This window comes from Tunicatimonas pelagia (genome assembly GCF_030506325.1).
GTDB classification, from domain to species: Bacteria; Bacteroidota; Bacteroidia; order Cytophagales; family Cyclobacteriaceae; genus Tunicatimonas; species Tunicatimonas pelagia.
Genome location: NZ_CP120683.1, coordinates 3,768,555 through 3,783,392, shown reverse-complemented (window position 1 = coordinate 3,783,392; position 14,838 = coordinate 3,768,555). Strand labels below are relative to the sequence as shown.

At 41.6% G+C, this 14,838-nt stretch carries 13 protein-coding genes; 1 reads left to right on the top strand and 12 read right to left on the bottom strand.

Going from position 1 to position 14,838, the window contains the following annotated elements; genetic code table 11:
• The 7 genes from rimK to P0M28_RS16165 form a co-directional block, all read right to left on the bottom strand.
• Positions 1-909 carry a 30S ribosomal protein S6--L-glutamate ligase gene (gene rimK, locus P0M28_RS16195; protein ID WP_302203508.1) on the bottom strand — a complete coding sequence of 303 codons (909 nt, stop codon included), beginning with the start codon at positions 907-909 and terminating at the stop codon, positions 1-3.
• Positions 906-1,343: an ATP-dependent zinc protease family protein gene (locus P0M28_RS16190; RefSeq protein WP_302203506.1), complete on the bottom strand. Its 438-nt coding sequence runs from the start codon at positions 1,341-1,343 to the stop codon at positions 906-908. The genes rimK and P0M28_RS16190 overlap by 4 nt, the downstream gene beginning before the upstream one ends.
• A gap of 341 nt (positions 1,344-1,684) precedes the next feature.
• The gene (locus P0M28_RS16185; RefSeq protein WP_302210911.1) at positions 1,685-1,825 is read right to left on the bottom strand and encodes an IS3 family transposase; all 141 of its coding nucleotides are present in this window, start codon (positions 1,823-1,825) and stop codon (positions 1,685-1,687) included.
• Positions 1,826-1,848: 23 nt separating this feature from the next.
• Positions 1,849-2,106: a hypothetical protein gene (locus P0M28_RS16180; RefSeq protein WP_302203504.1), complete on the bottom strand. Its 258-nt coding sequence runs from the start codon at positions 2,104-2,106 to the stop codon at positions 1,849-1,851.
• 389 nt (positions 2,107-2,495) lie between these two features.
• Positions 2,496-2,783, bottom strand: coding sequence for a transposase (locus P0M28_RS16175; protein ID WP_302203502.1), 288 nt, complete (start codon positions 2,781-2,783; stop codon positions 2,496-2,498).
• Between the two features lie 173 nt (positions 2,784-2,956).
• Positions 2,957-3,841, bottom strand: coding sequence for a hypothetical protein (locus tag P0M28_RS16170; protein WP_302203500.1), 885 nt, complete (start codon positions 3,839-3,841; stop codon positions 2,957-2,959).
• A gap of 520 nt (positions 3,842-4,361) precedes the next feature.
• A complete protein-coding gene (locus P0M28_RS16165) occupies positions 4,362-4,919 on the bottom strand; it encodes a Dps family protein (protein ID WP_302203498.1) in 558 nt (185 codons plus the stop codon).
• A gap of 192 nt (positions 4,920-5,111) precedes the next feature.
• Here P0M28_RS16165 and P0M28_RS16160 point away from each other — a divergent pair, with 192 nt between their 5' ends.
• On the top strand, positions 5,112-6,605 hold the full coding sequence (locus tag P0M28_RS16160) for a cryptochrome/photolyase family protein (protein ID WP_302203496.1): 1,494 nt from the start codon (positions 5,112-5,114) through the stop codon (positions 6,603-6,605).
• A gap of 99 nt (positions 6,606-6,704) precedes the next feature.
• Here P0M28_RS16160 and P0M28_RS16155 read toward each other — a convergent pair whose 3' ends face one another.
• The 5 genes from P0M28_RS16155 to P0M28_RS16135 all read right to left on the bottom strand — a co-directional run bounded on the left by P0M28_RS16155 (position 6,705) and on the right by P0M28_RS16135 (position 14,556).
• Positions 6,705-7,763: a HaeII family restriction endonuclease gene (locus P0M28_RS16155; RefSeq protein ID WP_302203494.1), complete on the bottom strand. Its 1,059-nt coding sequence runs from the start codon at positions 7,761-7,763 to the stop codon at positions 6,705-6,707.
• Positions 7,744-8,724, bottom strand: coding sequence for a DNA cytosine methyltransferase (locus P0M28_RS16150; protein WP_302203493.1), 981 nt, complete (start codon positions 8,722-8,724; stop codon positions 7,744-7,746). The genes P0M28_RS16155 and P0M28_RS16150 overlap by 20 nt, the downstream gene beginning before the upstream one ends.
• Entirely contained in the window at positions 8,717-9,022 is a 306-nt protein-coding gene (locus tag P0M28_RS16145) for a helix-turn-helix domain-containing protein (RefSeq protein ID WP_302203492.1), read from the bottom strand. Before P0M28_RS16145 ends, P0M28_RS16150 begins: the two co-directional genes overlap by 8 nt.
• A gap of 218 nt (positions 9,023-9,240) precedes the next feature.
• Positions 9,241-9,438, bottom strand: a complete 198-nt coding sequence (locus P0M28_RS16140; RefSeq protein WP_302203491.1) for a hypothetical protein — start codon at positions 9,436-9,438, stop codon at positions 9,241-9,243.
• A gap of 579 nt (positions 9,439-10,017) precedes the next feature.
• Positions 10,018-14,556, bottom strand: coding sequence for a cache domain-containing protein (locus P0M28_RS16135; RefSeq protein WP_302203490.1), 4,539 nt, complete (start codon positions 14,554-14,556; stop codon positions 10,018-10,020).
• Between the last annotated feature and the right edge of the window lie 282 nt (positions 14,557-14,838).

The following is a 14,838-nucleotide window of genomic DNA, read 5'->3' as shown; positions in this document are numbered from 1 at the left end:
TTAGGCTTTCACCCTATCTTTCGGCAATCTCTTTTTGGAGGTCGATTGCTCAATGTACTCGATAATCTTTCCGGCTACGTCTACTCCAGTGGCATTCTCGATACCTTCCAGTCCGGGCGATGAGTTTACTTCCAACACCATAGGCCCGCGTTTGGATTGCAGCATGTCTACTCCGGCAATGGCTAGGCCCATACATTTAGCCGCTTTCAAGGCGGTCTCCCGCTCGACCTTACTCAATTTAATTATGCTAGCCTGACCGCCCCGATGAAGGTTTGAGCGAAACTCTCCTTCTTTCCCCTGGCGTTTCATCGCTCCTACCACCTTCCCATTCACAATGAAAGCCCGAACGTCAGCCCCTCCGGCTTCTTCAATAAACTCTTGTAGAATGACTCGAGTATTAAGGCTCTCAAAAGCTTCCACTACCGATTTAGCTGCTTTATCGGTTTCGGCTAGTACTACTCCCAAGCCCTGTGTGCCTTCCAAAAGTTTGATAACCACCGGAGCTTGCCCAATATGCCGCAACACCTTATTTTCTCCTTTGCTATAGTTAGTAAAAGCAGTTTTGGGAATACCCACTCCTGACCGCGAGAGGATTTGTAAGCCTCGAAGTTTATCTCGAGAACGAGTAATTGCCAAAGAATCTACTGCACTGAATACTTTCATCATTTCAAATTGCCGAACTACAGCCGTACCGTAAAAAGTTACTGATGCACCAATGCGGGGAATTATTGCATTAATATTATCCAGAACTTTACCTTCGTAAAAAATAGAGGGCCCAGTATCGTCCATAATAATATCGCATTTCATGTGGTCTATTACTTGGGCTTCATGCCCTCGTTGCTGGATGGCTTCTACCAATCGTTTGGTTGAGTAGAGTTTAGAGTTGCGGGATAGTACTGCAATGTTCATAGGTTGCTGGTTTTAAGTTTATACGATAAATTTACTTTGCGAACGTCAACTAAAAAATGCTTGGCTAAGAACTTCCTGCCAAGCAGTACTGGATACTTCATTTCCTGCCGATCGGTAAGTGAAAACTCTACTGTTCTTTTTGTATCAAAAATAACTACCTCGGTCGTAATCGCATAACGGTGTTCGGCTTGTCCAGTGGAGCTTTTCACTACTTTATCACTAAAATTCCTTACCAACAGTGGCTTATCATCATACTCAGGGTGTGAAGGATCAAGTACTTTGAATGACAAAACTGATTGTCCACCCTGCTCAATAATTTCTACATGATGGCAGTGCAGCGCACAACCGTAAGCTCCAGTATCTACTTTGGCATCAATGTCAAAAAAACCTAGCTCAGGCAAATCTATCTTATCTTTTCTCCCAACGGTAGTCATATGTTACAAACAGCTAAACTCATACGGTAATAAAGCTACTTTCGAGCATGATACAAGTATTTAGTTTGAAAAATAGCAACTTGGTCGGTCAGCATATGCGGTGGCTGCCTTTATAGAGCTATGGGCAAACTACCCCCCTATTCCTTATTACTTGGTTCATCTCCAATTTTTTACAAAATGAAGTGATCTAAACTTTTCTCCTAAGAATTAGGATAAGATGCGTACCGCTAGTTATAAGTAAGTCTCTTACCACCAACTAACAACATCGCAATGATACGCATCTATCGTAAAGGTATGATAACAAAACACTTTGAACTTGCAATAGAAAAGTGGACAAAAAGTTAAGCCGCGTTCTGGTAATGATTCTGATTGAGTTTGGCTTCGTATTCTACCGGGGTTAAGTACCCTAGCGAAGCGTGCATCCGCTTCCGATTGTACCAAATCTCGATAAATTCAAACACACCAATTTTCGTCTCCGTTATACTGGTAGGTTCAGCAACGTATATCAGTTCAGTTTTAAGGGTTTTGAAGCCGACGCGGCGCGGAAACTTTCCGCTACGGCGTTGTCCCAGCAGTTGCCCTTCCGACCGCCGGGCGGCCCCGTCATACTTTGTGTAACCAAGGGATGAGTTTTAAGCAGATTTCTAAACTCGTGACAGGCATATTGTACTCCCTGATCCGAATGGAAGAGCAGGTCAGCCGTGATCGGTCTATTCTTTACAGCCATTTTCCAGGCGGGGGTCACTGTATCAGTCGTTTTCATCGTTTCACTCAACGACCATCCGCGCGGCGGCCGCCTATCACCTTGCGGTCGGCTAAATCCACGATAATTGTTAGATATAGCCACCCCTGGGTAGTTTTGATGTACGTCAGATCGGACACCCATGCCCTTGCTATATCGCCAGGGCTAAACCGCGTCGGCGGCCGATTTCTGTCTAGCAGGTTCTTGGCTACCGGATAACTGTGGTTAGAATCGGTAGTTCTGACCGCTTCGGCGGACCGATCTAAATCTCTTGTGAACGATACTTCTGATATTAGCAGCCTTCATAAGCCTAGCAACCGGGCGCCGGGCGCACTAAACATACCTTGATGATCTTTTATGAACCGGAATATCTGTTGCCTCCGTGGCGCGGTCGCTCTTGGAAAAGATGCTTACCGTGCCACGGCGGCCGCCTTTTTTAGGATGTCACGTTCTATTTCTACTTCTCGTAACTGCTTTTTCAACTTAGCCACCTCTGCCTGTTCTGGGGTCAAAGAGGGCTTGCCATACCCCGAGAAGCTCCCTTCTCTCTTCTGTTTGTATTCCCGCTTCCATCGGCTCAATAAATCGGCCCGGATGTCTAATTCTTCTGCTACCTGGTTAGTTGGTTTTCCTAATAAGCAGAGTTCAACCGCCATCACTTTGAAGGCTCGGTCGAAGTGTCTTTTTTCTTGTTTCATGTTAGCTAAGTTAAGGATTATAAGGCTTAACTTACTGTCCACTCAAAGGTAGCAAGTACAGAAAGTGTACGGTAATGAAAACGCAGAAAGCTTGACGAAACTCGCCAAGCCTTCTGCAATTTTATTTCACGAGTAGGATAGACTGCAACTTTGGGCTTGAATTAGTCTATTAATTATTGGCTACGGAGTCGACTTAAGACGAGGTCGTCAGCAACTTGTTGGCAGCTTGTATAGTTGGCACCAGTTTGATCATTGCCAAGCGCGATTCCAAGACCAGCTCGGCCTGCGCCAATTAGTATATAGGTACCCCTACTAGGACCGCTAGGAACTATACGCCGGAGTACACTGCCACCAAAACCTCGAAAATCAGTCCGATCAAGTAAATTTTTCATACGGTTACTAGTTCCATGAACAAACTGATAATTACGATCAACAGTGGGGAAAGCTATCTGGCAGTCACAATCAGGTTCCTCTCCTGGCGCTGGCCGATCGTTCTGGACAAACATATTATTAGTAGAACGAATAAAAAAAGTGCCACTACGATTGGTAGATCGCGCGTTTAAGTCAAACCTAACAAAAGGACAATCATCAGGAGCGTCAATAGTGGCATTCTTTCCATTAGTCGCATCTTTTTTCTGCTTGCTAATTAAATCATCCCACTGCTTTTCATTAAGGTGGTTAGCCGACAACTCGAACAGATCCATAGCCTGCTGATTCTCTTCCAAACGCCGAGTGTACCACCTTTCAATAGTTGCTTGTTCAGAAAGGTCATTTTCAGCTAGAGCACCAGCTAGTGACCTTTCATAAAGCACTTTATAGAAAGCGTTTAGCTCTTCAAAATTTAGGTTGTCAAAACCTTCTTGATAGGCTTTCGCGCCCTCATCAGTAGCTGGCGCATCGCCTAACTCGACTAAAGCTAAAGCTACCTCATGCGCCTCCTGTACAGGTTGGGCATCAGTATCCTGATCTGTTGTACTTACTTCCTCCTCCTGACAGGATACTAAAGATACAATAAGAGCAATGATTAGGAGTGATGAATAAAATAGTTTCGTTTTCATGGGATTAAGATTTGAAAAATTAAAAATAGGTTATCTCAATTGGGTTGCAGTTGGTGTATCCCACTATGCATATTTACAAATATGATAAAAAATATATGTTAATATATGAGTTATTATAAACTTTTTTTGAAAAAATTATCTATTATAACTCAGCTACAAAACAGTAAAACAATTGTATATTTTACTCATACATAATTCCAAAATGTCATTATGAAAGTGATATAAGAGCTTTTTTACCTATATATTAAGGGTTTTACTAAAACTATTTAATAAAATATTATACTAATTTTTGTGTTGTAAGCATTGATTATTGTATTGATAATCAAAATTTACATAACAAATAATGCGATTATAATTAATACCAAAAAATTTTATTGATATTGCTTAGATGCAGGGTGGCTTATGATTACTGATATAGACTAAGTATCAAAAGGTTGACCGGCTATACGAATGAGAATAAAAAAACGCCAGAGTTATTGAATAACTTTGGCGTTCACATCTTATAGAGAACTCGGATAGCTTATTCAGCAGGCTCTGCTTCCTCTTCGCTGTGCAAATACCCTACAGCTAATGAGTCTTCTCCCAAAAAATGCTCCAAATGGTGCGCTCGATCTTCTGCCTTAAACAATTGGGCTTCTAATAGATTTTTGGAGGCATAGTCACCTAGCTCAAATGCCTTTTTGATGGAAGAGCGTAACTCAATAGCAATGGTCTTTTCCGCTTCCATATCGTGCTCCAAGCTCTCGCGAATACGAAATACTCCTTCTTCTTCGTGACTTACATACGACAATTCCGCAATATTAGCTGGGTGGCAAGTAGGGGCTACGCCCATTACTGTTAAACGCTCGGCCACCGCATCGTATCCTTCGTGTAGCTCATCGTAATTCTCTTCAAAGAACAAATGCAAATCACGGAACTGCGGCCCTTCCACCATCCAGTGGTGCTTATGATACTGATGATACAAGGTAATCATAGAAGCTAAATGGCGATCCAGATGCTCGGCCATCTCCAATGCAACTTCTTTATCCAATCCAACTGGGTTTCCTTCGTACTCTTTCTGATCTCTCAACTTATTCATAAAAATTTACTGATTTTAGTTCAAAAAATTAAAATTATTATCATAATTATAACCCACCTCATCTTAAATTGTTTGGTCAAAACCGGGTTTTCTGAAGGTGTTAGAGTGCGTAGCGTTATAGTTTTCAACATTTATGAAAAAATCACATTATATATCAAGTACTCTAACACCATAACACATTAACACTCTCTTATGGCCTACCACCGACTTGCCGTTATTCTGGGTAATTGCTTGTTTCCGAACTTAGAAGCATTAAAGCCCGATAAGCATACCCTATTTTTTATGGCGGAAGATACCGGACTGTGTACGCATTTCAAATACCACAAACATAAGCTGATGCTCTTTCTGTCGGCAATGCGTTCTTACCACGATTCTCTACAAGAAAAATACCCCACCAACTACTGGAAACTTTCCGAGGAAAATCAGTCACTTACTTACGAAGACAAACTCAAGAAAACGCTGAGTAATTACGCCCGGATTGAAGAAATCGTGATGTTTACCATTGAAGATAATTTCTTTGCCCAGCGAATAGAAGGTTTTTGTGAGAAGCAAGGTCTGCAACTAACGATCGTAGATTCTCCCGGATTTTACAGTACAGTCGATGACTTCCAGAAGTACCTGGATAACTCCAAGCGACCGTTTATGCAGTATTTCTACACCGGGCAGCGGAAGAAGTATAACTTGCTGGTGAATGAACAAAATGAGCCACTGCACGGAAAATGGTCGTTTGACGAAGAAAATCGCAAGAAATTACCTAAAGATATCGCCATCCCAACCCAGCCCGAAAGTGAGTGGACTGAACATACGCAAGATGTAGCCAAACTGGTTGACAAACTCTTTCCCGACCACCCGGGTGATTCCCAAAACTTCTGGCTGGCAACGACCCGCCGTCAGGCACTTTATCGACTGAGAGACTTTATGGAAAACCGTTTTGCTGACTTTGGCCCCTACGAAGATGCTATTGATTCGGAACGAAATTTTCTGTTTCACTCCGTGCTTTCGCCCTACATTAATCTGGGACTGATTACAGCCAAAGAAGTGATTGATTCGGCTTTAGAGTACGCCGAGCAACACGATGTTCACTACCCAAGTGTAGAAGGCTTTGTTCGGCAGATTGTTGGTTGGCGGGAGTTTATGCGCGGTATGTACCACACCCACAATTTACGCGGTAATTTCTTTGACAATCAGCGCAAGCTAAAAGACTGCTGGTACGATGGCACCACCGGAATTCCACCGCTAGACGACAGCATCAAGCGAGTGGCAGAACATGGCTACACCCACCACATTGAACGGCTGATGGTGCTGGGCAATATTATGCTGCTTACCGAAGTACATCCCGATGAAGTGTACAAGTGGTTTATGGAGATGTTCGTTGATTCATCGGACTGGGTGATGGAACCCAATGTGTACGGCATGAGCCAATTTGCCGACGGCGGCACGTTTGCTACTAAGCCCTACATTGGTGGATCGAACTACATCAGCAAAATGAGCGACTACCGAAAGAGTAAGGAGTGGGCCGATACAGTAGACGGACTCTACTGGAGCTTTATTGACCGCCACCGCAACGTATTTGCCGAAAACCAGCGCATGTCTATGATGATTGCCACCCTAGACAAAATGAATCATAAACGCAAAGAACATATCTTCCAAGAGGCGGAGGATTTCAGAGAACGGACTACACTTTAATGGTTCCTGGGTATGAAATATATCGGCTAAGAAACGTAGGATTTTTGGTTTGTATGGTTGCCTTGAACGACTTGGTAAAGTGTACGGCTGTGTGGTAAGCTATTTCCATAAACTATCAGAAAGTTCGTGGTAACCTCTCCCTTTATAAAAATCCATGAACTCAGAATTATCAGCGGAAGGGAATTCTAAAACAATTTCATCACTAATTGATCTTAGAAGCTTATCTCCAATTCCGTCTGAAAAAGAGCCTCTTAGTGCTTTTTCATACCACTCGATAAGTTCACTTTCTGTTATTATACTTTGAATTCGGGATTTCCATCCGAGTTGATTCAAAAGTGATTTGACAACAGATTCTTCAGAGTCTTTACAAACGATAACTATTCTATCTGATGTAACAGTTGCTACTATGTCTCCCGCAAGTTGTTCATTTAAGGATAAATGCTTTATCTGAATAGCAGGCCCAAAGTTTGCCCACATATCTAATCCTCTGTCTGCTGCATTCGTTACACCTACACGATTTATGTTAGCAGGAGATTTAAAACTTGTTTTTTCTGAATTGATGCAAATTACTTTTTCTGCAAATGTTTCAAATTCCTTAAGAACCTCTATTTTCTCTAGATTTAAGCTTACTTCAATTTGAACATCAAGTTCTTCTACAATTACGCTAAACAAAGAATAAACAACTATTTCATAAATTTTATCTAGGCTTCTTCTTAGACCAGGTTCATTCCAAAATAATTCTATGAACTCTTCTAAGTCAAATGATTCTTTATTTGCTTCTCTTGAATAATTTAATGCAGTTGACATCTGACCATATCTTTGTTTGAAGCGGTCATAAACGTATGCCTCTACTATACCATTTTTAGCCCTGTTTTCAACACCAAGTACAGTAATAGCCTCGGGTGGAACTGCACTTTTATTAAAAATATCACCTTGGTATCTGGCAGAAGAAGTACTAGTCCGACCTAAAAATGGAATGCAAATTACATCTCGCCATTTTTTAGATTTTGTTCTGTATGTTTCTAAATCAGATAAATCAATATCCTTATTTACTCGATCTCTGTAAAGAATTTCTGCAATTTGAATAGGTTTATAAAGATGAACCCTCGCTTTTCTGATTATATTGTCAAGCGCAATTTTAGCCTGCGTAAGTTCCATTTGAAAAGGCTTCTAATTGAAGTTGTTTGTAAGTTTGTCGAGGTTTTCGATCTTCCATTGCTTTCTTTATTTGTTCTGCAATCATTTCAATTACTTTTACCGTAACGCTGTTTCCAGCAATTTTTCGGATTTGTGTATAAGCCACGTTAATTATAAAATCATCAGGGAAACCTTGTAGACGAAGCATTTCTCTCCCTGTTAACCTTCTTTCTCCATTTACAAGTAAATAATTATAGCTTCCTCCAGCTCTTAAAGCACAAGAGTGAGGTAGGGCAGAAATATTTCCGCCTATATTTTCGTGCCATATTGATGGGTAGGGCGCATTCGGTTTTACTCTTACAAGGCGTTTCTCTCGTATCTGTTCACTTACAAAATAGCTTTCAGGAACACTATCGTTAGGTTCTAAAATATCCTTCAAAGTAATTTTTATGCCATCTGGTTTCGGGAAATTGAAATGAATATTGTCTTTGAATCCAACGATGTAAATTCTTTTTCTTAACTGAGGAATTCCATAATCAAGAGAGTTTAACACTTCATAATGTATTGAGTATCCAAGGTTTTTTAGTTTTTGAAGAATCACCTGAAGTGTTCGACCTTTATCATGTGTTTTAAGTCTGCTCACATTCTCTAACAGGAAACCATATGGTCTTTTTTCTTCAAGTATTTTTTCAATGTTAAAAAATAGGGTTCCTCTGGTATCTGCAAAACCTAATTGTTTGCCTGCAATACTAAACGGTTGACATGGAAACCCTGCTAAAAGGAAGTCATGATCAGGTATATTTTTAGGTGCAATTCTATTAATGTCTCCGAAAGGTCTTTCACCGAAGTTGGCTTCATACATATCTTGAGCATGCTTATCCCATTCTGAAGAGAAAACACAATCAACCCCAATTTTTTCAAAACCTAATCTTATTCCTCCAATACCAGCAAAGAGGTCTATTATTTTCATTCTTTTATTCATTCTTCTTTGACTTTATATATTGGATTTTTTCTTCAGCAGCTTTTAATGCTTCTTGAGCATAATCTTCTTCTGCTAAGTCATAAACCACTTTATCGCTTAACCAAGCTATAACAAGTTCATTTTCATTCAAATCGTAGAATGAAGCGAATTTTAATACTTGTTCTTTTGTAGGTTTGCGTTCACCTCTTTCAAATTTGCTAATTATTGCTTGATCTATATCTAATTCGGCAGCTACTTTACGCAAGATGATTTTTTTCTCTTCTCTTGCCCGTCTAATTATTTCTCCAAACGACATCATAAGACAATAATAGTTTTGACAAAAAACGTCAAAATATTTCTAAATACAATCAGTATAGGAGGAATTTTTAGCTTGGCTTTGAGCAAGTCATGACTATCCCGACCAGATGATACAGCAAGAGTGTAGCATTCTTAGTAACAGGATAATACCAAATGTGGGATATATAAGTTTAGCAAAAACAAAAGCCGGAATGAGTCCGGCTTTGCTGAGTGGGTAAATTAGCTTCCGCAGCCTACGCAGTCAATCTGCGAGTCCATCGGCTTGGTGCCGGTGAGCTTCATTTTCAGGTTATGAATTTTGTCGCGGATGTCCATATCCTTAAACATATCTCCGGTCAATTGGGCTTCAAGAGCGGCGATCGCACGGCGAACCGTTTCTTTTTCTAAATCCTGAGTGGTGGGCGTAGGTGTTTCCATAATGTTTGATTTTTCAAGTTCAACGAGACGAATATAAAAAGGTTTCGATGAAATGGGTAGCGGGTGAGGTATAATTGATGATTATTGATGCGAACAATGGTTTCAGATGTAAAACATTCTTTCTAAACCAAACAATGTAGAGACTTGATTAATCAGGACTTTTTCATGAAAGATTCATGATGCTAAAAGTGTGCATGTTTGCTTGTTCATTTTTGTCTAGGAGACCCCGTCTTGAAACAAAAACGAACAGCGCGGCTACCGCCAAAAAATTCAAGGAAATTCAAAGCTTTCTCGCACATATCCAGCGCACACCCCACTGAATTTCCAAGCAGACGCACCGGTTTTTCTAAAAATACCGTGTCGTCATTGAATAATAAGTCCACCCGAACCAAGAAAGTAACTACTACATGAAATGGTCAAATAGCTCAAAGACGAAAACTAAATACTCTTGCCGGATAAGGCTCTGCGAATTCCGGTATCTCATGCAATAGATCCTGGAATTCACTGCGTCGGCAGTCCGATTCACTCATTTGGGGAGAGGAATTTTAAGATACAATATCATTACAACTATCATTTATATCAAGCGGCACTTTCACGATTCCCGCCAGAAAGACCGATGAGCCCTACCAGACGAAGTAAATAGGGCACAGCCGCGGTTACGCCAGCCAGTAGGGCAACAAACTGATTCACAATGCTCTCGTGAGCAAATACTACGAAGAAAATCAGGCTGATAATCAGGAGTAAGATAACAGTACTGTACACGCTCCAGCGCCCATTCTTCCGAGCAGTCTGCTCCATTTCCAAGGCTTCAGCAGGCTTTATATTGGAAAGAATGAAGTTGCGGAAGCTCTCGTTCATAATGTGAAACGACTCATCGTAAAAAATCAACCCCTTCTCCATCAGTGCCAGCATCACTGACTTGTCTTTAGTATTCACAAACCCATCGTCAGCCAGATCGTAGAGCACATATTTTTCTTCCTTAGAGCAAGTACTCCATAGCGAAAAGTAGAACGGCTGCGCCATACTCTGAATTTTTAGCAAGATTTCTTCTTTGGCATCTTCGTTGTCGCCATGTTGGGCTATATGCTGCTTTACCAGCGGGCTAAGCTCTATTTTTTTACCCGGCCTTTGTTCGTCCGTTTTATTCTGCTTATCATCTTCGTACCATTTGCTTACCAGCGTGCCATCCATTCGCCTGAAATAGGGCTTGTTGACACTCATCTCATGATAGATCAATTCTTCTACCGTGGCCTCCGCTCCCAACCGACGGCGGTTTCGGCTGCACACCAACTCCGAGTAGTATAGTTTCACAAAGCTGGACAAAATATCTTTCCAGCGCGAGACGCGGGTTTCTAAACTCCCTACTTCCTTAGAATCAGCCGCGTTCTCAATAACCCCCTCAAACTTAGCGGTAAGCTGCATTGGGGCGAGCTTGGAAATAATGGTTACTCGGTTGCCATTAGCCAAGAGATTTTCTAGTAGAAACAACCGATGCTCGTTCGTCTTCAGGTCTTCAATACCGTAGCTAAAGTGCTCTAGCATCACATTTTTGTCTTTCAATCGCAGAATCTTTTCCTTCTTCAGAGGAAATACGATATTCTCTAGCACTTGAGAAAAATCAAATTTTTCGTCGTAACTCTGCTTATGCTTAATCCCAGGTTTTTCGTATAGTTCTCTCGTTCCGGCAAAAGGCATAGAAATGATAAACTTGTGAGGGGATTGTATTGATCTACTCAACTTTGGATTTTCCCGCTCCTCAATCATCAACTGATCATCTACCTGAATGACCTTCTGAAAATGAAAGGCTTCCACTCCAAATAGCCGAAAAATACTGAACTTGAGTAGGTAGTAAATAGCCAGCAACAACAAAACCAACACTGCTAGTAATATCAAATAGCGCATTTTGAGATTAGCCCAAGACACATTGAGAAATACCGACGGACTAGTAGCTAACGTAAGCTGTCCGGCTTCATCAAAATATCGGTTATCCGGAAAAGTAACCACAACCTGTCCTGGAAAAGACTGACTTTCCCAATCGTCTCCGCCCTGCCCTACAAAACCATTGGTAAGACCTGACAGTGCGGTAACTGCCGGACGAAGTTGGTAGATGATGTTATCAAAATTGATTTCTGGTAACAGTGCCGAACGTTCAGCTTGATGCTGGCTATTGGTATTTAGTGCTTGATAATAAAGTGCTTGGTCTTTCGCTCTCTGATACCGACCGTACTTCTCATTCACTTTGTAATAAGCTGAATCATTACGCTGGTATAATGCACTCAATCGGCTTTCTCGCTTATCCAATTCTTGATTGATCTGGTACAGACTATACTTACTCCAAATGCGCTTCTCATAATCGTAGGTTTTGCTGAACAGAAACCAGACTGATAAAATACTACTCAATACCAAATAAGAAAAAACCATCAGGCAGTAGCCGTGCTGGGAAAGCACATTTGAGGCAATCTGTTTGGTTTTTCCGCCAAATAACTGGTTCACTGAAAAAGTAAACCCACTCACCTGGGCTGAGGGTTGCTCTTGTCTTGAGACCTTCTTCTGAGTCTTAATTCGGGTGCTTCCGACGATAAACGCCATTAAAGCTAGCAAATAAAGTATTGCCCAAACAAAACCCTGTTGAAGGATATGCATGTTTCGGCTGATTTCAACCAACCCACCCAAAAGTAGCAATCCGAGCATAACCACTCCGACTTGCAAAACCGTTCTAATCCACTGATTTTCCTCAACGTCATTTTCGCCATCCGAAGACTGGAGAGCCTTCCAGCTCACGTAACCTAGCACTAAACCAACTACTCCTATCCACACGAGTAAGTGCAGCCACTCGACGAACTTTTCACCCATTGTCAGTATAATACTCACTAGCAGCACCAGAAGCGAAAGCAAGACCGAACCAACCAGCACCATTTTGTACCGACGGTCACGATGTTCTTGTAATAAAGCAAAAGTAGCAGTATACGAAAGCACAATGGCTATCAGAAAACTGGCTATGGTGGCTGGCAGCGAAATATCTGCTGATTGATTGTAAAAAATCAGTAACAGACTGTATACCAGATTCAGTGTGAATATTATTCCGTACCGAACGGTGCGAGGTTTCTTGGGTTCAGTGTCCCGGTTGGTAATAGCTAACGTATCCCGATAGGGCCAAAGCCATTTAAAAGCTACGGATGTCCGTTTAAGTTTGGAAGTACGATGGTACAAAAGGGAAATTGAAATAAACTGCAAGGCTGAAACCAGGGAGATCAGAATAATCCCTAGTGTGCAAAAAGTAAGTATAAACTGATAGGGACTTTCCAGATACTGAGTGTCGTAGGTAGTAACCAAGCACCAGGGAGTGCCCGGCAACGGTTGTAAGCGGGCCCGATAGTTTCGGTTATAATAAGAAATATCCGCCGTAGTTGTTGAGCGACTCACCATTGCTGCCATAAGTGGTTGCTTATCGGCAATTTCTTCCAGGAAATTTTCTTGAAGGTTTTTTTGCCGATCGGTGTGGTAAAGCACCAATCCATTTTCATCCATAATATGGAAACTATAACCCGGCGGAAGTACCGGATCGGTTACAGATTGAAGAACGGTAGAAATAGCCAGTACTGATGAGTTCTTACTTCCGCGCGGTGCGACTGTGTTATCGGGGGATAAAGCCACGGAGAATACGCTGACAGGTTCCCCGGTCGTCCAAGACATAATCGATTGTAAATAAGCGAGTGTGTCTTTATCTATCAGTGAATAGCCTTCGCCCTGTTGCATCACCCGGAAGTAAGAGCGGTTGGCAAAATTGGGCACTTTGTTTTCAGCATAATCCCGATCTTCACTATCCAGCATAGAGTACTCAAACTTCTGCTTTCCCTCTCTATTGAGCCAGTACACCGAACGAAAAAAAGGATACGGGCTAAAGTCAGGAACATCGGTTATGTTATTCGCTACGGCATTGGGAATACTGATTGATTTGTTAGAAGCTAGAAGGGAAGCATCGGTTGGCATCTTCTGAGCTAATTGATAAATACTTTGCACTTCTTCTTGAAAATTGTAACTAATCTCGTTGGCTAGTTTTTTCAGACAAGTATCTATTCTCGGGATATCACTCAGATAAAATTTGCTCACAGTCAACATAATCAGTAAGCAAATAGCCGAACAAACAATGAAAGTTGGTGGAGTGAGTAAGGCATCCTGACGATGTAGCCGCTCGATAGAACTCATAAAGAACAGCTTCATTAGGGGCATAGAAAACAACAACAGTAACAAACCCAGCGAAAGCAGAATCAGGCTTAAAAACGGAATTCGCTTCTTTTCAGCATCAAATGCATCTTTGGTCACCAGCCCATAGATAGTCCAGCGGGTGGTGCTTCGCTTATCGTTAGTGGTGAAATCGGTACAGAATAGCCGATAATCTACCGACGCCAGTTGTACATTTGTACCCGCTTCGTATACCCGTGGGGTTTCGTAGTGCTCAGGTTTCCGAGATTCCAGATTATGCCTCACAAACCTGCCTTCGGGAGAGTCTTGGCTTAGTTCGGTGTATAGTTGAGCCGGAACTCGTAGAATTTCGCCCGGTAAATCTTGGTACACCAGCGAAGAATCCTGATAAATAATGTAGCCATCGAAGCTATCCTGAAGCCGAATTGGCGCAAAGAAAGTGGAAAAGAGCGTAGCAAACGTGTTTTCAAACCGAATAAGCTGGCTTATTCCATCAAACTCTTCAATAAGGCTGATTTGCTGATTGGTTGCACTTAGCGAGTATTTTTCCCAAAGACGTTTTTTGGCAGCTTGTATAGTATCTCTAGCAGTCTTGAGACGTTCCGCTATCCCTTCCAATAAAGAGGAATCACCGCTCAACTGCTGCTTTTCCAAATAGTCAGCTTGTCGCAGAGCCTGATCTAGTACCGCAAAATCTTTATCCTCAATATTCTGAAGTACATTTTTACGATAGACGTTAAATTTCTCCTGAAAATTCTGCCCAACCCGATCTAGTGCCCTCACTCGCTGAGCAATTAGCTGATTTTCTTTTTTGGGTAGGAATGCCAGAAAATAGTACCCAAACATGGCAACCAATACAAACATGGTTACACTGATGATGTAGGTACGGCGAGATACCGAGCGACGTAGTTTCATGGTACGAAAGGTTGAATGGTATACATTAGTATAGTTATCGGCCTTTAGGTAACCTATTTTGATTAAAAATACAGGCTCAGCAGTCTTAACTTAAGAACTTCTAATTATCAGCACATAAAATTATCCTACCGAAACACACCCAAATGGAATAGGTGAAAGTTTGCAAATAACCTGTCTTGAGTCAGTCTGAGGCCGATTGACCTGGGTGAGAAAATCAAGAGGTAAGGTTTGCGCTAAAAAAAATTATGAAAAAAAGGTATGCATGCATACCTTTTTTGTGGA